The organism is Pseudomonas citronellolis (assembly GCF_001586155.1).
GTDB lineage: Bacteria > Pseudomonadota > Gammaproteobacteria > Pseudomonadales > Pseudomonadaceae > Pseudomonas > Pseudomonas citronellolis.
Window position 1 is genome coordinate 4,734,412 of record NZ_CP014158.1, and the last position, 24,385, is coordinate 4,758,796.

The window sequence follows — 24,385 nt, forward strand, 5'->3', positions numbered from 1 at the left end:
GACTTTTGTACTCCAGTCGAAGAGCAGCAGAAGGCCACGGGCGTCATACCCGACCAGCCACGGGCAGGCAGGCTCCCGTAATGGGTGTGGCATCGTCCGAGAGCAGGAATGCAATTACTCTGGCCAAAGCCTCCGGCGTTACCCAGCGACTGGCATCGGAGTCCGGCATGTCTGCGCGATTCGCTGGAGTGTCGATGATGCTTGGCAGTACCGCATTGACGGTGACCCCACGATCTTTGAGCTCTTCAGCCAGTGTTTCAGTGAGGCGTGCCACCCCGGATTTGGAGGCGGCATACGCGCCCATGCCCAGGCCCGCCTTCAGGGACGCCAGAGCGCCAATGTTCACGATGCGTCCGGACTCGGCAGCAAGCAAATAGGGCAGCGCAGCCTGGCTGCTCACCAGAGCCGTACGAAGGTTGATCTGATACAGGCGATCCCACGTATCCAGAGCGCCATCCTCGAAGGATTCCCAGGCGAACCCACCAGCGACGTTGATTAGGCCGTCGAGGTGTCCGAAGCGCTCCACCACCCGGGCCACGGCAAGCCGCGCCGACTCGGTAGAGGTCAGGTCGACGCCGCCCAAGGGCAGAACCCCAGAAACATCGCCCAGACTAGCTGGAATTTCGGCGCGATCGAGCAGAGCAACCTGCGCACCGCGCTCCAGCAGCAGGCGACCAACGGCCCCGCCGAGAGCACCGAACCCGCCGGTGACGATGATTGTCTTGTCTTGCAAAGGCCGGGACATGGCAAAAGGATCCTCTTGTTGTTAGATAGCGAGCTATGTGGTTAGCGTATAACCCGGCATAAATATATGACACTTCTAGAAAATATGTGCAATTATTAGAGCACATACATCCAAGCCAGTGCTCGCAGGTTCCGCGAATGACCAGAAAACTGCCCGCCCTCAACGCCGACAACCGCGCCTTCTGGCAGGGTGGCGAGCACGACCAGCTGTTGATCCACCATTGTCAGGGCTGCGCACACTATTTCCACCCGCCCGGGCCAATCTGCCCCCGCTGCGCGAGCCGGGAGGTCGCACCTCGCGCGGTGTCAGGAAGAGGCAAGGTGCTGAGCTACACCCTCAACTACCAGCCTTGGGTCGCCGACCTGGAAGTACCCTACGTCGTCGCCATTATCGAGCTGGTCGAGCAGCAGGGCCTGCGTTTCGTCAGCAATGTAATTGGGATGGACCCGCTCCAAGTGCGGATCGACATGCTGGTACGGGTCAGCTTCCTCCACATCGAGGATGTCTGGCTCCCTCTGTTTGAGAAGGATCAATGATGCCCCCTCATCGCTACGAAAAAGAGGTCGCCATCACCGGCATCGGCCAGTCCGAGGTGGCCCGGCCGTCTAGCAAGTCAGCTATGCACCTGACCCTCGATGCCTGCCTGGAAGCAATTGCCGATGCAGGCCTTGAGCGCCATGACATCGATGGCGTCGCCTGCTGGCCGGGCGACAACAACAATGGCGATCCCTTCTCGCCAGTCGGCCCCAGCGCCCTGAAAAGCGCCCTAGGGTTGAACGTCAACTGGTTTGGCGCCGGCTACGAGGGGCCTGGCCCTCTGGCCGGGGTGATCAACGGGGCAATGGCCATCGCCGCCGGTCTTTGCCGCCACGTCCTGGTATTCCGAACCATCACCGAGGCCACGGCGCGCCTGCACAACAGGCAGGCAGGAGCGCTGACCAACAAGACCCAAGGGCGCGATAGTAGCTACGCTTGGCAATGGCTGACGCCCTTCAATGTCATGTCCGGCATCAACCTGATGGCACTTTATGCGCAGCGCCATTTCCACGAATACGGCACCCGCCCCGAACAACTCGCGCAGATCGCATTGACCTGCCGACGCAATGCTGCACGTAATCCCAAGGCCATCTACCGCACGCCGATGACGATGGACGATTACCTGCACTCGCGGATGATTTCCACCCCCCTGCGCATGTACGACTGTGATGTGCACTGCGATGCATCCACCGCCATCGTCCTATCGCGCCGCGATGCTGCGCGGGACACGCGCAATGCTCCTATTCGTATAGAGGCCATCGGGGCCGCGCTGAACCAACCGTGGTCCTGGGATCAGATCTCGCTGACTGAGATGGCAGCCTTCGACGTTGCCCGGATGATGTGGGCGCGCACCGACTACACGCCAGCTGATGTCGGCTCGGCTCAACTCTACGACGGCTTTTCGATCCTCACCATGATCTGGCTGGAAGCCCTGGGTCTGTGCCCGGTGGGACAAAGCGGCGCCTTTGTTGAAGGCGGTGCGAGGATCGCCCTGGACGGCGGGCTGCCACTCAATACCAACGGTGGCCAACTGTCCGGTGGACGCACCCACGGCCTGGGCTATGTCCACGAAGCCTGTCTGCAGTTATGGGGACGCGCGGAAGGACGCCAGACTGCACCACATTCCCTCTCTGTGGTGGCCGCCGGCGGCGGCCCATTGGGCGGCAGCCTGCTGCTGGCCTGCGACTGACGCGGTCACCAGCCAAGAGATCAGAACAGAATACCCGCCAGTGAGGTACAGAACTCGATGAGCTCGGCGGCCAGTTCACCAACCCCCTCGTCGTCTCGCTGGCCGCGGAACATCACGGCGGAGACAGTGAAATCGATTGCGCCCTCAGGGGAATACACCGGCGCAGCGACCGCCTGGATGCCAACCGAGAAATACCCATCGTCCACCGCCCAACCCCGTTCCGCGGCTAGGTGAACTTCCTCGCGATAGGTCTCGATTGGCAAGTGGCGCGCCCAGCGTATCCGATGGTAGATATCCTCGAATGCCGGCGTGTCCAGGTCCAGCTGGGTCGAGAACAGCCGACCGCTGGCCCCCATCAGCATCGGAAAGCGCTGCCCCTCAGCCATGTCAATGCGCACATCGGCAGGACTGGCCGCCGAGCTAACGATGACGATGCGATCCTCCCCCATGCGCCGCCAAAGGGTGATAGTTACCTGCATGCGCGCGGCGAACTCCTGCAGCAGCGGCTTAACCAATTGCACACGCTGCCCTTGGGTAACCAGTTGCCCAACTAGGCGGGCCAATCCCAGGCCGGCCGAATAGCGCTTGGACATCGGGTTGAAATCGATCACATCCTCCATGGCCAAGGTACGCAGGATGTTGAAGCAGGTGCTGGGGTTGATCGACAGGCGCCGAGCGATGTCCACCGAACGCTCCGGCGCCCCGCTCTGGCTCAAATGACGGAGTATGCGAATCGCGTTGGCGACCGGTTTCACCGTGACGCTGGAGCCCTTGCGACTATTGCCAACCTCCGTGAGCTCTGGGCTTTCCATAGGCGTGCTCTCTATTATTTTCTATCGATCAATTCTATAACGAGAACACTATTGACTAGCAAATTTAATATAGAGATTTCTAGAAGCCCTCTACCGGTGCTTGATTGACATAGCGCCGGGTCGATCGGCCCTCGCGAAAAGGCGAAAGTGGTACTGCCTGCGCTTCGTCCCCCTGGGTCATGCGTCCGCACTGGCGCAGGTAATCCAGCCACGACTCGACGATGAAGCGCTCGACGTAGCGGTTGGACTCCTCCAGATCACGGTACAGGCACCAATTCCGCGCACCATTACGCCGTCGCGTCTGGCCGACGGCATAGACCACACGCAGAAACGCCTCACGCCCGGCAGCATCCACCCGGTAGCCGACTTCGATGCACACCGGCCCGTCGCCGTGGGCGACGCCCTCAGTGACCAGCATCGGCTTGTCCGTTTGCTGGGCATCGGCGAAGTCAGCTTCGCGGCCCATCTCGATCGCCCCACCACGAGTCAGGAACAAGCCCAGGAAGATGCTCGACGCCGATAGCAGCAGACTTTGCTGCAACCCCAGATATTGCGCGAGAGCCCCCCACAGGGCGCCACCAAGGGCCATTGAGCCCATCAGCACCAGGAGGTAAACCGAGGCGACACGGGCTCGCACCCAGTTCGCAGCATAAGTCTGTACCACGGTGGAAATGGTCGCGTTCACCGCCATCCAGCCCATGCCGGCCAGCAGGAGCGTGGCACAGATCACCACCTGGCTGCGCGACAGCGCCGCCGCCAGGGTCGCCACAGCAAAGGCGAGCGCCCCGGCGTCGATCAACCGCCGCAGGGCAAAACGGCGATAGATGCTGGTCAGACCGAGCGCAGCGAGGACCGCCCCAGCCCCCATAAACGCCATCAGCAGCCCATAGCCACCGGCGTCCATGCGCAGCTCCTCCTTGGCTACCAGCGGCATCAGTGCCCATAACGCGCTGGCGCAACTGGTGAACACGAATACCCGCTTGAGCGCGCTAGACAGAACCGTCGAGTGGCGGATGTAGCGCAGGCCGCTGCGCATGCCGCCGACTAAGGTTTCAGGTGGCAAGCCGTCGGCATGGACGCGAGCCGGCAGACGGAAGATGAATACGAGCACTGCAGCCATGCATAGTGCGATGACCAGGAATACTGCGGCGCTGGTCCACCAGACGATCAGTGCGCCGGCCAGAGCCGGCCCCAGGGCCCGAGTGGCATTAACGGAAATACCATTGAGAGAGACCGCCGCCGGCACCTGCTCACGTGGAATGACTCCGACCACCGTCACCATCCAGGCCGCCATACCCAAGGCGCTACCGACCCCCAGCAGGAACGTGAACAGCAGCAGCGACCAGGCCTCCAGCAGTTCCCCCCAATCCAGCAGGCAGAGCGCTGCGGCCGCCACCAAGATGACCGCCTGGGTGAGAAGCAACAAACGGCGTGGATCCATGCGGTCAGCGAGCACCCCGCCCGGCAAAGCGAACAGGAAGACAGGCAGGGTAATGGCCGTCTGTACCAGGGAAACCATCAGGGGTGATGCTGATAGCTGGGTCATGATCCAGGCTGCCCCCACGGTCTGCATCCAGATCGCCAGGTTGACGACCGCACAGGCCAGCCAAAGGCCGACGAACAGGCCATGACGCAACGGCGCCCAAAACGAGGAGTGTTCCGCCACTGCCAAAGCAGAGTTGGCCTGCCTGTCCATACTCATTCGCCGTCAGGCCTGCCCAGCCGCCCGGCACTTCGCGCAGCAGACAGTATACGCCGGGGACCAACACGGTTGCGCAGCTCGCCGATCCCGTCGATGCGCGCCTCGACCAAATCACCCGGCGCAAGGAAGCGACCATCCTCCATGCCCACACCGTGAGTCGAGCCGGTGAACACCAGGTCGCCCGGCCGCAAGCTAATACGCGCATCAAGATAATCGAGCAATTCGTCCACCGGGAAGATCATCTGCCGAGTATTGTCCCGCTGACGCGGTTCACCGTTGACCTCTAGGCCCATCTCCAACTCAGGCTGTCCGGTGCCGCCCAATTCGTCGAGAGTGACGATCCAGGGACCGATCGGTGTAGTGCGATCCATGGCTTTCTGAGTTAGCAGGTCGAGGCGACCGATACGCCTCCCCGCGTCCCGCGCACTGACGTCATTGCCGACCGTGTAGCCGAGTAGACAAGCACTGGCCAGCGCTTCCTCGCCTAGCGGCCGGGCAACCACAGCGACCAACTCGACCTCATAGTCGAGCTGTCCGGTCAGGGCCGGATAGGCTATTTCGTCGTACGCGCCAACCAGCGCGGAATCCGGCTTCAAGTAGGCCAGCGGATGAGCCGGAGGCGAACTGCCAAGACGCTCAAGATGGCTGCGATAGTTCAAGCCCACGCCAAAAACACGCGCCCCCGGCTCCAAGGGCGGCAGCAAGCGGCACGCCGACAGCGCAAGGCAGTCATCATCGAGTCCCAGGTTGATCATCCCCCCCTGCCCGATCACCTGCGCCCAGGCAGCGAATGGCTCGCGAATGCGGCGAAGGCGCTGCAGATCCGAATCGAGCAATGCCCAGAATACCTCACCGGCTACCTCAACCCTCGCCAGGCGCATGCTCAGCGCTTCTTGCCGGCTAGGTACTCGGCGTCCAGCACTTCCTCGGGGGTACGCACGCTCGGTCCAAGGATCGGACCAACCATCTCATGGCCCCATAAACTCAGGGTCTCGGGGTTGAGCTCATAGGGATCGCCCTGCCACGGCTCAATCTCAGCTATGGTCTCGAAGGCAAAGCCGGACGGTGTGAAGTGGTAGAAGGACAGATGCGGATCCTGGCTGTGCTGGCCAAGGGTCATCATCATCGGCAGTTCGCGCTTGCGCACGATATCGTAGGTTTCACCCACATCACGCACATTGCGCACGAACAGGCCGACATGCTGCACCCCCATGCGCCCTGGACCGTGGCCGTAGGCGATGTCGTGGCTGGTATGGTTGTTCAGCTTGGCGCGGAAGAAGCCGGTTCGGCCCTTGCCGGCGCCGGCTCCGTACCAGTGGAAACCCATCACATCGAGCAGGAAATGCTCCAACTCCGGAGTGTATTCCGGAGTGATCACCACTACGTGCCCAGCACCACGTTCATCGGCCAGGAAGCCGGTATGCGGACGACCGGGAATGAAAGAGCGTGGCGTCCACTTCTGTCCGTAGAACAGTTCGTACTGGTAGCCCACCGGGTCGCGGAAACGTACTACTTCACGCACCCCACGTAGCTCGCAGAACGCCGTATCGCCTCTCACGAACTCCACTCCCGCAGCCTCGAGCTTCCTCAGACCAGCCTCGAAAGCCATACGTCCGACCGCCTCCCAACCGATATAGGCAAGGCGATCCACCTTGCCAGGGTGAAAGGCAAAGCGGTGCCGCCGGTCGTCGATCCTGAAATACAACGACGCCAGATCGCTGTCCGGCGACTTGCCAATGCCGAAACCCATGACCTGCGGGCCATATTCGCGCCAGGCGTCAAGGCTCGCGGTCTCGAACCCCATGTAGCCGATGCCGATGATATCCATGCCTTCACCTTCTTGTTCGAATGTCTTGGGAGGAACGGCTATGCCTAGCTAGATAGCCAGCAGACCGCCATCGATGACGAAATCAGATCCGGTCACGAAGGAGGCCTCGCCGGATGCCAGGAATAGGGCCAGGGCGACCACTTCCTCGGGTTCGCCAGGGCGGTCCATCAGGACACCATCGAGAAGCGCCGCTCGCGCCACCGGATTTTCCAGAAACTCCAAGGTCCCTGGGGTAGCGACGAAGCCAGGGCTGAGACTAACGGCGCGAATCCCCAGGGGAGCCCCTTCGACAGCCAGTTGCCGAGTAAAGGACACAACCGCCCCCTTCGCTGCGGCATGTGCGGAAATTCCCGCGACCTTGGAGCCACCCCAGGCTGCCGTGGAAGAAACATTGATAATGACTCCACGCCGCGCAGCCAGATGGCCCCAGGCGTACTTAGTGGTATAAAACAGCAGGTCGATCTCGTTGCGAATGGTGTAATGCCAATCCTCGACAGACAGTTCATTGACCTTGCCGAAGCGTGCCGCCGATGCGTTGTTGTACAGGATATCAATGCCACCATGCTCAACCACAGCCGCCTCGACCCAGGCCCTGGCCTGCTCATAGTCACCGAGGTCGACGGGCGCTCGACCATGCAGACGAAGTCCCTGGGCGCTCAGCAGAGCGGCGGTTTCCTCGTGTGCTGCACCATTGAGGTCGCAGCCCACGACGATAGCGCCCTCACGGGCGAAGCGCAGCGCCGCCGCCCTACCCTGGCCACCGCCAGTTCCGGTGATCAGCGCGACCTTACCTTCAAGACGCCCAGTCATTGCATTCTCCATTTCTTGTTCTGATTTTCTCAGATCGGATACCGCTATTGCCCCTCAGGCTTGATCTCTTCGAGCCAGATGGCTTCGGCCGGGCAAGCTTCGGCGCCCTCTCGTGCCTCGTCTTCCAGTTCGACGGGAACAGCCTTGTTATCGACGTAAACCAAACCATCGGCATCCAGCTTGTAGATGCTGGGACAGATCGCAGCACAAAGACCGTAGCCACAGCAGCGGCTGCGCTCGACCACAACCTCGAATCGGGCCTTGTCGGAACTCATCTTATTCTCCTTATCCAAGCAGGCGCAAAAATAATGAACACTTTTCTTAAATTTGTAAACAAAAGCCCAGTACGCTTCCAAAAACCAAAGTCATCTCGCCTCGAATAGCTGCGACCTATCCCCCCAGACCGCTCAAAACCGGCTAACTACCGCCGATCCGCCGGTAACAGAAAGGCAAACGCAATCGATGCTCCCGCACAGGATCAGACCAAGGTGCAGTCGGCCGCCTCCGACTCTCCCTGAAAGCGGAAGCGACCTACCGCCAGGGTCAACTCCTCGGAGAGCCCTCGCAACGAAATAACGGCACTGGAGACACTATGAGCAATCGCATCCCCCTCTCCAGCCATGCGCGCAATGCGCTCGACATTCAGAGCCACGTCCCGTCCACCGACATTCTGCACGCGGACCGCATCGGCAATCTGTTCCACGCCACGAGTGGAATCCCCCACCAATTCCGCCGCCTGCTGTAACGTGGACTCCAGGTCAGCCAGCAGCCTGCTGCTGTCCTCCAGCGCCACAGTGCCAGCACGCAAGGCTTCGTCCACCACCTCAGACTGCCCTTCCAACTTCGAGGTCAGCTCGTTGATCGAGTTGGCCGCTAGGGCGGAACGCTGCGCCAGACTGCGCACCTCGTCCGCCACCACGCTGAATCCACGCCCACTTTCGCCGGCGCGCGCGGCTTCGATAGCCGCATTGAGGGCCAGCAGGTTTGTTTGGGCCGACAGGTCCTTGACCTGAGTAATGCTCGCAGTGATGGCCGTGGTGCTTTCCACGAAGTCGCTTACCGATCCCCGTATTTCTGAGAACGCGTGACGCACGCTGTCGATATTCTCGAGCAAGCGTGACAGCGCCAGATGACCATTCTCCGCCCCGTGCAGGCTCGCCTCCGCCGAACTGCGCAAGCTTTCCGCATGACTGGAAATAGTCGCTATACCGTCGCTCATCTGCCCGATAATGAGCGATACCGAGGCCACAGCATCGACCTGCGCAGTGGAGCTCTCAGCCACCTGTGCGGAGGCCTCCACCAACTGTTCCGCTGAAGTGCCAACCGAAATTGCCACATTGGTGACCTGCCACATTGCCTGCTGGAAACTGTCAATCAGCTCGTTGAAAGCCTGCGCAGTATGGGCTATCTCGTCACGCCCCATTACCCGCACACGGAGGGTCAGGTCGCCATCGCGCAACCTAACGGAAGCTTGCTCAATTTCCCGAATGGCTCGAACAATCTGTCGACGCAGCAGCAGACTGACAAACAGAGCTAGAGCGCTAGCCGCAACGAGGACAACAATCAGCATCCTGGACAACTGCCGCTGCAGATCGCCAGCCTCGATGAAGGCATTGGAGGTCAACTCCGCCTGCAACCCCAGCAACCGGTTGAACTGCCCCTGCAAACCGTTGTATTCGGCACGCATTCGCCCCAGCAACGCCGCCGCCTGCAACTGATCGTCAACGGCCGTGCGTTTGAAGTCAGACAAGCCTTCACCGACCACCCCAGCCTGCTCTTCCACGGCTCGATAGAGGGTTTTCTCCTCGCCGCCCAGGCGGGTCTCCTGAGCCAGCTTGCCCATCCCTGTATGCATGTCATCGATACTGTCCTGCATATCCTCGAGATAGGACTCGAGCTCCTCCCTGGAGGCCGAGCCATTCGACTCGAGGATTCGCACTACCACAGCATAGGCGCCCACCATCGCCGCTTGCGAAGCCGAGGAGGTTTCGAGCACCTGGCGATACTGATGGAAACGCAGGTGGTCGATTTCCTCAATCACTGCCTGCTGCTTGAGCAGCCCCCTATAGGCCATCCCCGACACGATCAGTAGTGACAGCACGAACAACCCTGGCAGCACGAGAAGCTTGGCGCCGATCGAAAGCCCTCTCAGAAACATCATGGCACTCACCGTTCTTGTTGTTATGGAAGATAGCTGGACAGGCACGCTGCCCCGCCATACTATTTGCACAGTATTCACGTTTATGTACATAACATCAAATAAGACGCCTTGCCTGCTCGAGACCCCGGCCCTACAAAACCAATAAAGGACGCCAAACCATGCCTACCGCCCGAAACGAAGCGGCTATTGACTTCACCGAGTTCAAACGGGGATGGCGCATCCTGCTACTGTCCGTGGTTGGGGTTGCTGTCAGCATCAATGCTGCCCTGCTCTACGGGTTCGGTACCCTGGTAGTGCCGCTGGAAGCGGCATTCGGGTGGAACAAGAGCGAACTTCAGGCGGCGATCACTTTCCTCTTCGGTGGCGCAGTAATCTCGCTGCAGCTGGTTGGCTGGTTCAACTTGCGCTACGGCATGAAGCAGGTGACAGTCATCTCGCTGATCCTGCTGTCTCTGGGCTACCTAGGCACCACTCAGCTGAACGGGTCGATCTGGTCGCTATACCTAGCTTTCGCTGTCCTGCCTTTGATCGGCATGGGAGCGCTGGCGGTAACCTGGACCCAGTTACTCAGCCTCTGGTACGACCGCAATCGCGGGCTGGCCCTGGCTATCGGCCTGTCCGGTACCGGCTTGACCGCGGCGGTCGTCCCGCGCCTGATGTCCTGGAGCATCGAGCAATGGGACTGGCGCGCAGCCTTCGTTCTTCTCGCCCTGCTCAACTTGCTGCTGCTATTACCGCTGACCCTGCTTTGGTTCAAGCTTTCCGACAGAGCCGGCCAACGCGCGCAGGGCGACACCAGTACCCTGCTAGAACTGCCCGGCCTGAGCTTCCGTGAAGGCATGTACTCGACCAAGTTCTGGACCTGCAACCTGGCCCTGGCGCTTGTGATTTCCTCTATCGTCGGCATGGTCACCAGCACCGTCCCCATGTTGCAGACCAAAGGCCTGCCAGCCGCAGAGGCAAACCTGATCTTCAGTGGCTTCGGCATTGCCCTGATCTTTGGCCGCATGCTCATCGGCTACCTGCTCGACCGCCTCTGGCCACCAATGGTGGCCGCCATCAGCCTGGCGTTGCCGGCCATCGGCTGCCTGGTCTACCTCGGCGGCACCACAGAGTTCGCTCCGCTACTGCTGGCCGCCGTGCTGGTGGGTTTCGGCGCCGGTGCCGAGTTCGACATCGCCGCCTTCCTGGTCGCACGCTACTTCGGCCTGCGCGAGTACGGCCGCCTGTTCGGTGTACACCAGGGTCTGAATACCGTGGCATCAGCCCTCGCGCCACTGTTGTTCGCCTTCCTTCTCAGCCGCACCGGAGGCTATTCGGCAATGCTGGTCTATTCCCTTGCCTGCAGCTTGATCGGCCCCCTGTTGCTACTGACTCTGGGCAGCGCTCCCCGCTTCGTCTCGACGCCGATCGCGTCCCACCCCTGACCCGACACCCAAGGAGAAGACCATGCCCACACTGACCTTCATTGAGCACAACGGCACCGAGCACAAGGTGATCGGGGATATCGGCCAATCGGTAATGCAGGCCGCCACCTTCGCTTCGATACCCGGCATCCCGGCAGATTGCGGTGGTGCCTGTGCCTGCGCCACCTGCCATGCCTATGTCGACGAAGCCTGGCTGGCACGTTTGCCTGCGCCGGAGAGCACCGAAAACGACATGCTCGACTGCGCCTTCGAGCGCCGCGACAACAGCCGCCTGACCTGCCAGGTATTCATCAGCGAAGAACTCGACGGCCTAGTGCTGCACCTGCCTGCATCGCAATTCTGAAGAAGAGGTCCTTATGTCACTTGCCTCAGTAGTCATCGTCGGCGCCGGACAGGCCGGTTTTCAGATCGCGGCCTCGCTGCGCCAAGAAGGATATGACGGCACTATCACTCTGATCGGTGACGAGCCGGGCCTCCCGTACCAGCGGCCACCGCTGTCTAAGGCCTACCTGCTTGGCAAGATCAACGAGAACGCTCTTCTATTCCGTCCAGCCGAGTTTTTCACCACCCAGCGCATCGACCTTCGCCACGACCAAGCTACCGCCATCGACAGGCAGAACCGTCGGGTTCTGCTAGCCTCCGGCGAGGCGGTCTCCTACGATCATCTGGTCCTCGCCACCGGAGCCCATAACCGCCCACTGCCGGTCCCCGGTGCCGAACTGCAGGGCGTATTCGGCGTCAAGACCAAACAGGATGCCGACGCCCTAGCCCCGCTGGTGAAGGAAATCCGCAACGTTGTGGTAGTCGGTGCCGGCTTCATCGGCCTGGAGTTCGCCGCAGTGGCCGCCGAACAGGGTGCCAGCGTGCACGTCTTGGAGCTCGGCGACCGCCCGATGGCACGCGCCGTCTCAGCGGAGATGTCCCAGTTGTTCCGCCAAGCACATGAGGCCTGGGGGGTAAAGTTCGATTTCCGCCAGGGCCTGACCCGGATCGAAGGCAATGCCGGCCGAGTCAGTGGTGTGCAGACTTCGGATGGACGCCTGCTGCCGGCCGACCTGGTGGTCTTCGGTATTGGCGTGATCCCCAACACCCAACTGGCCAGCGAGGCTGGCCTAACCATCGAAAACGGCATCCGCGTTGACGCCAACCTGCTGACCTCCGATCCGCACATCTCCGCCATCGGTGACGTCGCCTGCTTCCCTTGCCTGCAGAACGGCGAACAACCGACCCGCCTGGAATCCGTACAGAACGCCGTCGACCAGGCGCGCAACGTGGCAACGCGACTGCTTGGCAAATCGGCACCCTACGCCGCACTGCCCTGGTTCTGGACCGATCAGGGCAACCTCAAGCTGCAGATCGCCGGGCTTTCCACCGGCTACGACAGCACAGTGACCCTCGGCTCGACGGAAACCCAGCAGCTCTCTGTGCTGTGTTTCCGCGACGACCAATTGATCGCGGTGGAATCCTGCAACCGACCGGGCGACCACATGGCCGCGCGCAAGATTCTCTCCCGCCCGCCGCAGCTGAGCGCCGCCGAGGCCGCCGCCGAAGGCTTCGAGCTCAAGGCCTGGGAAGCCGCCAACCGCGACTGAACGACCGCCGCCGCGCCCACCGCAGGGCGCGGCTTCGGCCAGCGCCACGGCCAATCCCGCTCCCTGCCGAACGAGCCTGCACCGACTGCCGTCCGCTCAAGGCGACACCTGATGAACGCCCGTAGCCAATCGCTTTCCACCGGCCTGTCGATCGTCTCGATCGTCTGCTTCAACTTCGCCTCCTACATCGCCAACGGACTCCCCCTTGCCGTGTTGCCCGGCCATGTCCTGAATACCCTCGGATTCAGCAGCGCCATGGTTGGCCTGGTGATCGGCATGCAGTACCTGACGACCCTGCTGTCGCGCCCACTGGCTGGCCTGCTTGCCGACACCCATGGCGCCAAACGCACGGTGATGACCGGACTAGCCGTGCTGACCGGCAGCGGCCTGCTGACGGCTCTGGCGATCATCCTGCCGCTGCCCCCGGGGGCCGGCCTGGCGCTGCTGCTCACCGGGCGCATCCTCCAGGGCATCTCTTCGGCTCTGATCTCGACACCCTGCTGCACCTGGGCCATTGGCCTGCATGGCACGACACGTACCGCACAGGTGATGTCCTGGAATGGCATCGCCGCCTATGGCGGAACCGCCCTCGGCGCGCCGCTCGGCGTTCTAGTACGGGACCAGCTGGGGCTTGCCGGCATCGGTATCGGCATCACCCTGCTCGGCTTGCTGCCCCTGCTGTTCGCCCGGAGCCGACCGCCGGCCCCGTTGCTGCCGGGCATACGCCTGCCATTCCACTGCGTGTTCCTCGCCGTGCTGCCCAACGGCCTGGCCATCGCCTGCAGCTCGGTGGGCTTCGGCAGCCTGACCGCCTTCGTCGCCCTGTACTTCGACAGCCGGGGCTGGAACAACGCGGCCTATTGCCTGAGCGCCTTCGGCATCGCCTTCATCTGCGCCCGGCTGGCATCGCCCAACGCGCTGCCACGCTTCGGCGGCTACCGGGTGGTCGCGCTCTGCCTGACGGTACAAACCCTTGGGCTGCTGCTCGTTTGGCTGGCACCTACGCCCCTGGTGGCGATCCTCGGCTCGGCGCTGACCGGCCTGGGGGTGTCCTGGGTCTATCCGGGGCTGGGGGTGGAAACCCTGGCGCGCACGCCGGAGAGCAACCGTAATTCGGCCCTGAGCACACTGTCGCTGTTCTTCGACCTGGCCGTAGGGCTGGCCGGCCCACTGATGGGCCTGGTGGCCGCGCATTTCGGTCTGCCATGGATTTTCTTCTGCTCAGCCCTGCTCTCGACCCTCGGCCTTACCCTGGTGCTGTACCTGCGCCAGCGCCCCGGCCAGTGAAGAGTGGGGCGCTGGCGGTCGAAGCATAACTGAACAATTTCAATAATATTGCCCATACAAATCGATACCTGCATTCTGCAACCAGCGCCCCGGCCGCCGGCAAACCCGCCACACCCTACTCCACAAGCCCCATTCCATAGATCTGAAAGGCTGCCCAACGGGAGCAGCAACGTGCCTGACCGGTGGTTTCCGGCCCTGAGCAGCCGTTGACTCAGATCAATTAAAAAGCCCTCCACGGGGCAGATAATCGGCTCGCAAATGAACAAAAAACTATTTTTTGTTCATATTAAACAACAAGAGCGAAGACCGACTATGACCAGCACTACCAACCCGGCGCTGAGCGACGGCACGAGGATTTCGGACCTGATCGACCTGGAAAAACATGAAGTGAAGATGCGGACGCTGTCCGACCCCGAGCTTTATACCCTTGAAATGAAGAAAATCTTCGCCAGGACCTGGGTCTTCCTTGGCCACGAAACCGAGATTCCGAACAAGGGCGACTTCGTCGTCCGCGACATGGGCTCTGACTCGGTGATCGTCGCCCGCTCCAGCGACGAGCAGATCCATGTCTCGCTGAACGTCTGCCCGCACCGAGGCATGAAGATCTCCACCGTCGATGGCGGCAACGCCGCCGCCCATGTGTGCATCTACCATGGCTGGACCTTCCGCCCCAACGGCGACTTCATCGCCGCGCCGGTGGAAAAGGAGTGCATGCACGGCAAGATGCGCACGAAGGCCGAACTCGGCCTGCACAAGGCCCGCGTGTCCGTCTATGGCGGCCTAATCTTCGCCACCTGGAACATCGACGGCCAGTCCTTCGAGGACTTCCTCGGCGATGCCAAATGGTATTTCGACACGCTCTGGTGCCGCACCACCGCCGGCATGGAAGTGCTCGGCCCACCACAGCGCTTCATCATCCGCGCCAACTGGAAGACCGCCTGCGAGCAATCCGCCTCGGACGGTTTCCACACCCTGACCCTGCACCGCTGGCTGGGCGAGGTCGGCCCCTATGCGAAGAAGCCGGATGCCGAAGGCAAGGGCGGCGACCTCAGCCCGGAAATGTACGGCGTCGAAGTCTGGACCGAACACGGCCATACCATGCGCTGCATCGAACTGGACCGCAAGATCCAGCGCCTCACCGGACGCGACCCGTCCACCATGAGCGCCGAGGAAAAACTCACCCTACTGCCACCACCGGGCATCACCCGGGAAATGGTCCCGGAGCTGCTCAAGCGCTTCAGCCCCGAGCAGTTGCACGTCATGAGCTGGCGCCCGCCGCAGGTGGGCAACTTCTTCCCCAATGGCCTGTTCGAGTTCATCTACCTGCCTCAGCCGGACGGCACCGTGCTCGGCGCCATGGCCCTGCACGCCTATATCCCCAAGGGGCCGGACAAGCTGGAATTCGTCAACTGGATCCTCGCCGAGAAGGACACCCCGCCGGAAATCAAGGCGCGCATGCTGCGCCAGTCGATCCAACTGCTCGGCACCTCCGGCATGGTCGAACAGGACGACTCCGACACCTGGCCACACATGACCCTGGCGGCCAAGGGAGCGATGAGCGAGGACATCACCCTCAAGTATCAGGCCTTGTACGAAGACGACACCAAGCCTGCCGACTGGCCCGGCCCCGGTTATGTCGGCGAGGGCTTCACCAAGGACGATACCCAGTGGCAGTGGTGGAAATACTGGCACGCGCTGATGACGGCCTGACCCCCAATCCTCGTACACCCTGCCCGGCTGCGCAGCGCAGCCGATGGCACGCACAGCCTCACGGAGATCGCCATGAACGACCTACAGACCCTGCTCGCCCCCACGCCCCTGCCGCCGACCGATCGCAGCAAGCGCATCTCCAGCGGCAGCCCGCTGCATAGCGAAATCGTCGACTTCCTCTACGACGAAGCGGAGTTGCTGGACACCCTGCAACTCAAACAGTGGAGCGAAACCCTGACCCTGGATATCGAGTACAACGCCCCGGCGCGCCTCACCCGTCCCAACCGCCAGCAACAGCAGACCGTGGTGCGCAACGTCCAGCACCTGCATGAGAGCCATGGCTCGCTGATGGTGCGCATCATGCGCATCACCGACACCCGCAGCGCCTGGGGCGAGGACCCGCCCTCGCGCACCCGGCGCCTGGTCAGCAACGTCCGCGTGTTCGGCACCGACAAGGCCGACGAATACAAGGTACTGAGCTACCTGCTGGTGACCCGCAGCCGCTTCGACTTCGACGACTTCGACCTGATCCCCTGCGAACGCCACGACATCCTGCGCCGCGAGAACGGCCAACTGAAACTGGCGCGGCGCGAAATCCTGCTGGACCAGGCGGTGATCGGCACCCCGAACCTCGGCATTTTCCTTTGATCGACCCGACAGAAGTATAGGCCGCAGCCGCTGCGGCCAACCACGGAGAACGACAATGCAACTCGAAGACATGATCCTCGTCAGCGTGGACGACCACGCCATCGAACCGGCCGGCGCCTTCGACCGCCACATGCCGGCACGCTTCAAGGGCCGCCAGCCGCGCGTCGAGCAGCACGGCGGCCGTGATGTCTGGGTATTCGAAGGCCAGGCCACGGGCTACATGGGCCTCAACTCGGTGGTCGGCCGGCCCAAGGAGGAATACGGTATGGAGCCGCTGGGCTACGAGCACATGCGCCGCGGCACCTGGGACATCAAGGCCCGCGTCGATGACATGAGCGCCAACGGCATCCTCGGCTCGATCTGCTTCCCCACCTTCCCCGGCTTCGCCGGCCAGCGCTTCCAGAACCACCCGGACCGCGCCGTGTCCCTGGCGGCCATCCAGGCCTACAACGACTGGCACCTGCACGACTGGTGCAACGTCGCGCCGGGACGTTTCATCCCGCTGATGCTGGTGCCCTGGTGGGACATGCAGGCCGCCGCCGCCGAAGTCGAGCGTCTGGCCAAACTCGGCGTGCATGCCCTGTCGCTGTCCGACAACCCAGCGCTGCACGGCTTCCCGTCGATCCACAGCGACTACTGGGACCCACTGTGGAAAGCCTGCTCCGACAACAACGTGGTGATCTGCTGCCACATCGGCACCGGCATCAAGGCCGAGCACGCATCCGAGCTGTCGCCGATCGATGCCTGGATCACCTCCATGCCGATCTCCATCGCCAACTCGGCCGCCGACTGGATCTGGGCGCCGATGTGGAAGAAGTTCCCCAACCTGCGCATGGCCCTGTCCGAAGGCGGCATCGGCTGGATCCCCTACCTGCTGGAACGCGCCGACTTCACCCATCGCCACCACCACGCCTGGACCAACGCCGACTTCGGCGGCAAGAAGCCCAGCGACATCTTCCGCAAGCACATAATCACCTGCTTCATCGAGGACGATTTCGGCCTGCGCAACCTGCCGGACGTGGGTGAGAACATGGTCACCTGGGAATGCGACTACCCGCACTCCGACTGCACCTGGCCGAATTCGCCGGAAGTGGCCTGGGAAAGCCTGCGCAAGCTGCCCGAGGCGACCATCCACAAGGTCACCCACCTCAACGCCATGCGTGAGTTCTCCTACGACCCGTTCCCCCTGCTCGGTCGGGAGAATTGCACCGTCGGCGCGCTGCGCGCCCAGGCCACGCACGTCAATATCGAGCCGGCACTGGGCATGGGCGGAGCCGCGCCCAAGCGCGAGAAAGGCCAGCCGGTGACCTCCGGCGACATCAACGCGATGTTCGCCCAGGCGGACGCCCAGACCGCGTTGTAGGAAAGGCCATGGCGCCCCTCCCGGGCAAAGGCCGGGAGGGGACGGTTCAAGACCACGACACGAGGCCAGCATGGACATCATCGGCATTGGCTACCTGGGCTTCGAAAGCCCGAACCTGGACGCCTGGCGCGAGTACGCACCGCAGGTGCTCGGCCTGGGGCTGGGCAACGCCCCGGCGGGCGACCCCGACTCACTGTACCTGCGCAGCGACGACCGCCGTCACCGCATCGCCTTTCACCCCGGCCCCATCGACCACATCGCCTATATCGGCTGGGAAGCCCGCGGACGGCAGGCCTTCGACGCCGCAGTGGCGCGCTTTCGCGCAACCGGGGTGGCCCTGGAAATCGGCGATGACGCCTTGCGCGAGATACGCGGAGTGCGCGAACTGGTGCGCTTCCGCTGCCCGGCGGGCTACCAGCACGAACTCTTCTACGGACAGAAGTGGACGCCGCGCTCGTTCGTTCCCGGTCGCCCCCACGGCGGTTTCGTCGCCGACGAGCGCGGCGTCGGCCATATCGTCCTGATGACGCCGGACTACGGTCCCGAACTGGAAGCCTTCTTCATCGAGCTGATGGGCTTCCACTGGTACGGCGCGGGCGCCGGCAAGGGCCGTACCGGCTTCTTCCGGGCCAAGCTGAACGACAAGACCAGCCACGACATCGCCTTCGGCCATGCCCCCGGCATGAAGGGGGTGCAGCACATCGGCCTGTTCGTCAAGAGCCTGAGCGATCTCGGCAAGACCTACGACATCGTGCGCCAGCGCGAGCTGCCGATGCAGATGACCCTCGGCCAGCACTGTCAGGACCCGCACGTTTCCTTCTACCACTTCAGCCCGTCCGGGTTCGCGGTTGAGTGCATCCATGAATTGGAGCCCTGGCACCACGACGGCTTCGAGCTGAACCCCGAGCATCTGAGCGTTTGGGGCCATGAGCGGGCCGGACCGATCCTTGGCCCCAGCGTCATGCCCGTGGAGCGCTACCCCGACGACTGAGCGCGTGAATCCAACACCAACATCGACAGAAAAAGGACAAGAAGATGAGCAAGACCTACGACATCGTCATCGCCGGCGGCGGCCACAACGGTCTGGTCGCCGCCTGCTACCTGGCCAAGGCCGGGCGCAGCGTGTGCGTGGTGGAGAAGAACGACAAGGTCGGCGGCGGGGTCATGACCCGCGAGCTGACCATTCCCGGCTTCAAGCACGACGTCTGCTCGGTGGCGCACACCCTGCTGCAGGCCAACCCGCTGCTACGCAACGACGAGCTGGAGCTGAAAGCGAAGTTCGGCCTGAAATACATCAACCCCGACAAGATGACCGCGATCTTCTACGACGACGGCAGCACCCTGGAGTTCTACACCGACCTAGAGCGCACCTGCCAGGCCATCGCCAAGTTTTCCGAGCGTGACGCCGACGCCTACCGCCGCTTCAACTACCAGGTGTTCCAGAACCTCGACATGCTGGTCATGGGCATGTTCAACACGCCGCCTAGCGCTTCGCACCAAGCGCTGATGATGGAACAGAGCCAGGTCGGCCAGGAACTGATGCGCACCCAGGCGATGAGCGCCTGGGACTACATCAGCGAATGGTTCGAGAACGACAAGGTCAAGATCGCCCTGGCCCGCTACGCTTCCGAGGCGATGATGAACCCGTTCGACAACGGCACCGGCTTCGGCTTCTACATCATCCTGCCGCTGATGCACCGCTACGGCGTGGGCATCCCGGTCGGCGGTTCCGGAGCCTTCGCCGACGCCCTGCGCGCCTGCCTGGAACACCATGGCGGCGAGGTGCGCACTGAGGCGCCGATCAAACAGTTCAAGATTGACGGCGGCAAGACGACCGGCGTGATCCTCGACAGCGGCGAGGAAATCCTCGCTCGCCAGGGCGTGATCTCCACCCTGCATGCCAAGCAGGTATTCCCCGCCATGGTCCCCGGCTGCGAGTTGCCCGAAGGCTTCGAGCAGCGCATCCGCACCCTCAAGCACAGCAGCTTCCAGCCGTTCAACATGCACGTCGCCCTGCGCGAGGCACCGCGCTATAAGGTCGGCCCGGCGGTGGACGACTTCTTCTGGGTGGAACGCTCGCATTCCGACCCCGAGGAATTCGCCCGCGCCTTCCGCGACCTGGAGTACGGCATCCCGCGCCGCGACTTCATCGCCTACGTGACCCAGGACACCTACGATAAGACCCGCGCCCCTGAAGGCAGTCGCGTGCTCAACATGTACGCCTTCTGCCCCTACCACCTCAAGGGCGGCGCCCAGCGCTGGGACGAGATCGGCAAAGAGGTGGCCCACGCTTTTCTCGATGATCTGCGCAAGCTCACCACCAACATGGACGACGACAACATCCTCGGCTTCTCGTGGATGACCCCGCTGGACATCGAACGCCACAACAACGCCATGATCGGCGCCGACATCCTGCATTTCGGCTCCTACTCCTGGCAGATCGCCGGCAACCGCCCTGCTCCCGGCTACGCCCAGTACAAGTCGCCGGTGGCGGGCCTGTACCTGGCCGGCGCCAGCACCCACCCCGGCGGCGGTGTCACCGCCGCCTCCGGGCGCAACGTGGCGCGGGTGCTGCTGGAGGAATCCGGCCTGGACTTCGACGAACTGGTCGGGGCCTGAGCCCCAGGCAGGAGCAAGCGCAGCATGAAGATGTTCAGCAAGGAAGGCGTGGAGATGGTGGACGTCAAATCCATCACTCGCGAGGGTCAACGACTGGTGATCAAGGGCAAGGTCATGGGTGCCATGAGCACCACCATCCTGGTCCACCCGCAAGACTGCTGGCAGGCCGCCCAGCTGCTCGGCATCGGCGTGATCCTACGCCTGCCGCTGCTCCTGTTCCAGGGCTGGCGGGCAGCGCGCAGGCAGGAGCGGGCCGCTCGCGGCTGAGCGTCAGGGGCGCGCGCCTGCGTGCCCCGTGGCTTCCTTCACGCCTTGATGAAATATCGCACCCACAACCTGCCGTCCTGGAAACGGTACAGCTCGATGGTCTCGATACCGCCATTGCCGTCACGCAACGCATTGCGATGATGGCAGGCGGCTTCCTCGCCGTTGATGATGGTTTCCTTGACCTCCACGCGAAAACGCGGCTGCTGGTTTTCCCACATGCCTTCGAGGATCTGCCATGGGTCGGTCGGCAGAGCACGGCCAACGTACTCGATGTTCAGGCCAGCGGGCGACATCCGCCGGTAATGCTCGAAGAACCCCTCCTTGTCGCCGTTGTTCCAGCAATCGATCTGGCCATGCAGGAAATGCTCGATGGTTTCTTGCGCACTCATTGCTTACTCCTAGTATCCGCAGACGGGCAGGCCCGCCGGACGTTCGCACACCGCTTCAGGCATGCCGTTGCTTGGACCGCGACCACCGCTGCCGGCCGCAGCCAGAGCAGGATCGACGGCCCGATGAGGGAACAGGCCAGGCAGCACAGCAGCACCGCCGAATAGCCCTGGTACGCCTCGTAGAGATAACCGAAGAACACCGGCATCAAGCCGGACATGACTGTGACCAAGGCCAGGTGCAGGCCGAAGATACGCGCGTAGTCGCGCAGCCCGAAATAACGCGCTATGAGGAATGCCGCCAGGTCGAATTCAGCACCGGCGCTGACACCGACGCACAGGGTGGCGAACACCAGCAGCGCGGTACTCTGCACACCAGCGAACAGAAAGACCGCGCAACCGATGGCCGGTAGCGCCAGGCTCGTCACTGCGACCAGGACCGGAGGGTAGCGGTCCAGCAGATAGCCTACCAATAGACGCCCGGCGATGATGGAAATGCCGAAGCTGCTGAAGATCTGGCTCGCTACTTGGGCGGAAAGCCCCTTGCTCTGCAACATGGGCACTATATTGGTGACCATACCGACGGTAAGGCACACCGATAGGATCAGCGCGACATTGAAACTCCAATATACCGGCGAGCGCAGTGCCTGGCGGAAGCTGAAACCGTTCAGTTGTGTAGCCAACGCACGCTCCGTCGAGGACATGGACTCGACCTCCGTTGGCAAACGCATCCATGCCAAGGCCATAGGCAAGGTAAACAGCAAGGGCAGCGCCGCTAGGGCGAAAAAGCCAGCCTGCCAGCCGAACCGGGCGATCAGGCCGGCCAGTAATGGCGGCAGCAGCAGCGCCATCATCCCAGTGCCGCAGAGGATAGCCGCCAAGGCCAAACCACGGTTGCGCTCGAACCACAGGTTGACCAGTTGCGTCCAGGTAATGGCAATAGTGCCTGCACAGACCAACGGCATGGAGAAGAACGCCAGGTACAGCCAACCGATGGAATGCTCGATCCGCGTGATTGCCACATAGCCGACCACCTGCAGCAGGATCGATACGATCGCCACCCGCCGCAGGCCGAAACGGTGATACAGCGGGCCGACCAGTTGGGTGGAAACGGCCACACCGGCAAACAGGAAGGTGATAGACGCTTGTAGCTCGCCCCGGCTCCAACCAAAGGCCTGCTCAAGGGGAATGACCAGGGTGCCGAAGCCATAAAGCAAACCGGCGCTGATACTGGTGCAGATCCCCACGAGACCGAGTAGCAGGATGCGCCAGCCACGCCTGAACTCAGCAATGTCGAAAGCTGAGCGCCAGTATGAATTGGAGGTATCGGACATACAGGGACTCCTGACGCAATCGCCCGTTGGCAGCCTGCGCAATCCGGGCTCAATGCCCCTTGAGGATTTCTTCGACCTTGGGCATGGCCACCATAGTGGCGCCGCCGTCGACCAGCAGGGAGGTACCAGTGATATAGGAAGCGTCGTCGGAGGTCAGGAACAACGCAGCGGCGGCGATATCCGCCGACTGCCCCAAACGGGGCACAGGGAAGCGCTCGGCCAGGCGGTGCGGTAGCTCTTCCCCCAGGGACTCGAACATGTGATCGGTGCCTATCAGCCCCGGCTCGATCACGTTGACCAGAATGTTCAGTGCGCCGAACTCCACCGCCAGCCCACGGGCAAAGGCGTTCATGAACGCCTTGCTGGAACTGTACGGGATCAGCGTTGGCGTGTACTTGCGATTGGCCTCGCCAGAGGAGATGAATACGATCCGGCCCTTGTCCTGCGCCTTAGAAAGATGGGGTGCCGCATCCTTGGCCAGCCAGAACAGCGACTGGATATTGCTGCGCACCAAATGATCGAACGTCTCGTCCGTCATCTCGACGACCAACCCGGATGATGTATCCGCGGCACAATGGACAAGGATGTCCAGTGCGCCAAAATGCTCCACACCACCCTCGATCATGGTCTTGACCGACGAGCGGTCGGCAATGTCACCACCGACCAGGTGAGCCTCGCTGCCCAGTGCCGCGATCTGCGCGACGGTTTCCTCGCCATGGCGTGGCGTACGAGCAGACACTATCACCTTTGCCCCTTCGCTCGCGTACGCCAGCGCGATGGCTCGCCCCATGCCTCGCCCGGCACCGGTGACCAGCACCACCTTGTTCTTGAACCTCATCGGCTGTTTCCCCTGTTCTTGTACGGAACACTCCCGCGGAGCTTGGGCCGCACGGAGCTCGAGCGGCCAGATCAGATATCCCGGCCCGGCATGTTGCGCGCCGAACCGTTGCGCCGGTCGGACTCTCCCCAGCCTAGCCAGTGCGAAGGCTCTCGGGTGTCTCCGACACGGCGCCAGCGCCCCTCCTGCTGTGCGGTGATCGGGAAGCCACCGACAAAGTCGATCATTTCACCCCTGGTGTCGGGAAGAAACTCCCACTCCTCCTCACCTTCGAGCACAATTCGAGCCGACTCAAGGAAGTAGCTACCTTCCTTGTGCCGGGTTTGTCCTTCGATATCGGTGGTCACACGCACCTCACCTTTATCGTTGGTGAAGATCGCATAGCCCAGGTGATCGTGGCCAACCATGAAGGAACCGGCGTCCCAACTGCCGTCCTTGTAGACAGTGACAAACGACCACCAGAGCACGTGCTTGTTGTTATTGACTACAAGGTCCTTCTTGAAGTGGATTGCACCGCCCTCTGCCATGTAGAACTGGTCCAGCGCCATCGCCCCCTTCACCGGCCGTCCTTCGCAGATGCCGGCCAGTTCCCAGAGTTGGGACACATAGAAGGTGCCCCATTCCACTCCCGGCAGATACCACTGCAGGCCCGGGCCGAGCAGCCGTCCTTCCAGTTGGAACAGGCCGTCCTCGCGCCAGCTCAGGCGTTCACTGTTGGCCGTGATTTCCCAACCATTACCGGCCTCGCCGGGTTGGCTGGTCCAGCGCACGGTGTCGCCCTCCAGGGTCTGCACCGGCATCGGCGTCGACGCCTGGCGAGCCATCTTCTCGTGATCCATGCGCAGGTTGATACCGTCGACATGGTTGTTCAGGTAGAAGAACTTGGTCGGGTTCGGCGTACCGCCCGGCGCCATCAGCGAACGCACGAATGAATAGATGTTGCCCTCCTCGTCACGCACCGAGCCGAACGGCGAGGATTTGCTCAACTGCAAGCCGAAATAACCCCGGATACCACCCATCGAGGCACCGCTGACTTGATGCGGGCCGACCAGTTGCTGGAAACCAAAGTCACCACGCACGGGAATCGTCTTGAAAGTTCTCATGGGGATTCTCTCTTGTCGTAATTGTCG

At 62.4% G+C, this 24,385-nt stretch carries 23 protein-coding genes and 2 pseudogenes; 12 read left to right on the plus strand and 13 right to left on the minus strand.

Translation table 11 applies throughout. From position 1 onward, the window contains the following. Nucleotides 1-43 precede the first annotated feature (43 nt). Nucleotides 44-745, minus strand: coding sequence for an SDR family NAD(P)-dependent oxidoreductase (locus tag PcP3B5_RS20585; RefSeq protein ID WP_058490403.1), 702 nt, complete (start codon nt 743-745; stop codon nt 44-46). 137 nt (nt 746-882) lie between these two features. On the opposite strand from PcP3B5_RS20585, the gene PcP3B5_RS20590 reads away from it, so the two are divergent. Further along, a complete protein-coding gene (locus PcP3B5_RS20590) occupies nt 883-1,281 on the plus strand; it encodes a Zn-ribbon domain-containing OB-fold protein (RefSeq protein WP_058490405.1) in 399 nt (132 codons plus the stop codon). Continuing rightward, nucleotides 1,278-2,471 (plus strand): thiolase family protein, encoded by a 1,194-nt coding sequence (locus PcP3B5_RS20595; protein WP_370686639.1) that lies wholly within the window; start codon nt 1,278-1,280, stop codon nt 2,469-2,471. Before PcP3B5_RS20590 ends, PcP3B5_RS20595 begins: the two co-directional genes overlap by 4 nt. Before the next feature lie 20 nt (nt 2,472-2,491). On the opposite strand, the gene PcP3B5_RS20600 is transcribed toward PcP3B5_RS20595, so the two are convergent. The 8 genes and pseudogenes from PcP3B5_RS20600 to PcP3B5_RS32655 form a co-directional block, all read right to left on the minus strand. Further along, nucleotides 2,492-3,283, minus strand: a complete 792-nt coding sequence (locus PcP3B5_RS20600) for an IclR family transcriptional regulator (protein WP_058490410.1) — start codon at nt 3,281-3,283, stop codon at nt 2,492-2,494. A gap of 79 nt (nt 3,284-3,362) precedes the next feature. Next, entirely contained in the window at nt 3,363-4,985 is a 1,623-nt protein-coding gene (locus PcP3B5_RS20605) for an MFS transporter (protein WP_058490412.1), read from the minus strand. Next, on the minus strand, nt 4,982-5,866 hold the full coding sequence (locus PcP3B5_RS20610) for a fumarylacetoacetate hydrolase family protein (protein WP_058490414.1): 885 nt from the start codon (nt 5,864-5,866) through the stop codon (nt 4,982-4,984). The genes PcP3B5_RS20605 and PcP3B5_RS20610 overlap by 4 nt, the downstream gene beginning before the upstream one ends. Before the next feature lie 2 nt (nt 5,867-5,868). Continuing rightward, complete coding sequence (locus PcP3B5_RS20615) at nt 5,869-6,813, minus strand: VOC family protein (RefSeq protein ID WP_058490415.1); 945 nt, start codon at nt 6,811-6,813, stop codon at nt 5,869-5,871. 48 nt (nt 6,814-6,861) lie between these two features. Further along, the gene (locus PcP3B5_RS20620; protein ID WP_058490417.1) at nt 6,862-7,623 is read right to left on the minus strand and encodes an SDR family NAD(P)-dependent oxidoreductase; all 762 of its coding nucleotides are present in this window, start codon (nt 7,621-7,623) and stop codon (nt 6,862-6,864) included. 44 nt (nt 7,624-7,667) lie between these two features. After that, nucleotides 7,668-7,898, minus strand: a complete 231-nt coding sequence (locus tag PcP3B5_RS20625) for a ferredoxin (RefSeq protein ID WP_058490419.1) — start codon at nt 7,896-7,898, stop codon at nt 7,668-7,670. 203 nt (nt 7,899-8,101) lie between these two features. Further along, a pseudogene (locus PcP3B5_RS32650) lies at nt 8,102-8,617 on the minus strand (methyl-accepting chemotaxis protein); the annotation flags it as partial. A gap of 426 nt (nt 8,618-9,043) precedes the next feature. Next, nucleotides 9,044-9,874, minus strand: a pseudogene (locus tag PcP3B5_RS32655) (methyl-accepting chemotaxis protein); the annotation flags it as partial. A 68-nt stretch (nt 9,875-9,942) separates the two neighbouring features. Here PcP3B5_RS32655 and PcP3B5_RS20635 point away from each other — a divergent pair. The 10 genes from PcP3B5_RS20635 to PcP3B5_RS20680 all read left to right on the plus strand — a co-directional run bounded on the left by PcP3B5_RS20635 (nt 9,943) and on the right by PcP3B5_RS20680 (nt 20,697). Beyond that, nucleotides 9,943-11,211 carry an MFS transporter gene (locus tag PcP3B5_RS20635; protein WP_058490422.1) on the plus strand — a complete coding sequence of 423 codons (1,269 nt, stop codon included), beginning with the start codon at nt 9,943-9,945 and terminating at the stop codon, nt 11,209-11,211. Nucleotides 11,212-11,233: 22 nt separating this feature from the next. Further along, a complete protein-coding gene (locus tag PcP3B5_RS20640) occupies nt 11,234-11,554 on the plus strand; it encodes a 2Fe-2S iron-sulfur cluster-binding protein (protein WP_058490423.1) in 321 nt (106 codons plus the stop codon). A gap of 13 nt (nt 11,555-11,567) precedes the next feature. Next, entirely contained in the window at nt 11,568-12,803 is a 1,236-nt protein-coding gene (locus PcP3B5_RS20645; protein ID WP_058490424.1) for an NAD(P)/FAD-dependent oxidoreductase, read from the plus strand. Between the two features lie 111 nt (nt 12,804-12,914). Then, entirely contained in the window at nt 12,915-14,090 is a 1,176-nt protein-coding gene (locus tag PcP3B5_RS20650; RefSeq protein ID WP_058490425.1) for an MFS transporter, read from the plus strand. Between the two features lie 312 nt (nt 14,091-14,402). Continuing rightward, entirely contained in the window at nt 14,403-15,800 is a 1,398-nt protein-coding gene (locus PcP3B5_RS20655; RefSeq protein WP_058490427.1) for an aromatic ring-hydroxylating dioxygenase subunit alpha, read from the plus strand. Between the two features lie 72 nt (nt 15,801-15,872). Further along, nucleotides 15,873-16,448: an aromatic-ring-hydroxylating dioxygenase subunit beta gene (locus tag PcP3B5_RS20660; protein WP_058490429.1), complete on the plus strand. Its 576-nt coding sequence runs from the start codon at nt 15,873-15,875 to the stop codon at nt 16,446-16,448. Between the two features lie 55 nt (nt 16,449-16,503). Then, entirely contained in the window at nt 16,504-17,811 is a 1,308-nt protein-coding gene (locus PcP3B5_RS20665) for an amidohydrolase family protein (RefSeq protein WP_058490431.1), read from the plus strand. Nucleotides 17,812-17,881: 70 nt separating this feature from the next. Further along, nucleotides 17,882-18,802, plus strand: coding sequence for a VOC family protein (locus PcP3B5_RS20670; RefSeq protein ID WP_058490433.1), 921 nt, complete (start codon nt 17,882-17,884; stop codon nt 18,800-18,802). 44 nt (nt 18,803-18,846) lie between these two features. After that, entirely contained in the window at nt 18,847-20,430 is a 1,584-nt protein-coding gene (locus PcP3B5_RS20675; protein ID WP_058490435.1) for a phytoene desaturase family protein, read from the plus strand. A 24-nt stretch (nt 20,431-20,454) separates the two neighbouring features. After that, nucleotides 20,455-20,697 carry a hypothetical protein gene (locus PcP3B5_RS20680; RefSeq protein ID WP_058490436.1) on the plus strand — a complete coding sequence of 81 codons (243 nt, stop codon included), beginning with the start codon at nt 20,455-20,457 and terminating at the stop codon, nt 20,695-20,697. A 38-nt stretch (nt 20,698-20,735) separates the two neighbouring features. Here the strand turns inward: PcP3B5_RS20680 and PcP3B5_RS20685 are convergent, their stop codons facing one another. From PcP3B5_RS20685 to PcP3B5_RS20700, 4 genes are all read right to left on the minus strand, one after another. Next, a complete protein-coding gene (locus PcP3B5_RS20685; protein ID WP_058490438.1) occupies nt 20,736-21,086 on the minus strand; it encodes a nuclear transport factor 2-like protein in 351 nt (116 codons plus the stop codon). Beyond that, complete coding sequence (locus tag PcP3B5_RS20690) at nt 21,083-22,417, minus strand: MFS transporter (protein ID WP_058490441.1); 1,335 nt, start codon at nt 22,415-22,417, stop codon at nt 21,083-21,085. The genes PcP3B5_RS20685 and PcP3B5_RS20690 overlap by 4 nt, the downstream gene beginning before the upstream one ends. 49 nt (nt 22,418-22,466) lie before the next feature. After that, on the minus strand, nt 22,467-23,255 hold the full coding sequence (locus PcP3B5_RS20695; RefSeq protein ID WP_058490443.1) for an SDR family NAD(P)-dependent oxidoreductase: 789 nt from the start codon (nt 23,253-23,255) through the stop codon (nt 22,467-22,469). A 71-nt stretch (nt 23,256-23,326) separates the two neighbouring features. Further along, entirely contained in the window at nt 23,327-24,358 is a 1,032-nt protein-coding gene (locus PcP3B5_RS20700) for a hypothetical protein (protein WP_058490445.1), read from the minus strand. Nucleotides 24,359-24,385 lie beyond the last annotated feature (27 nt).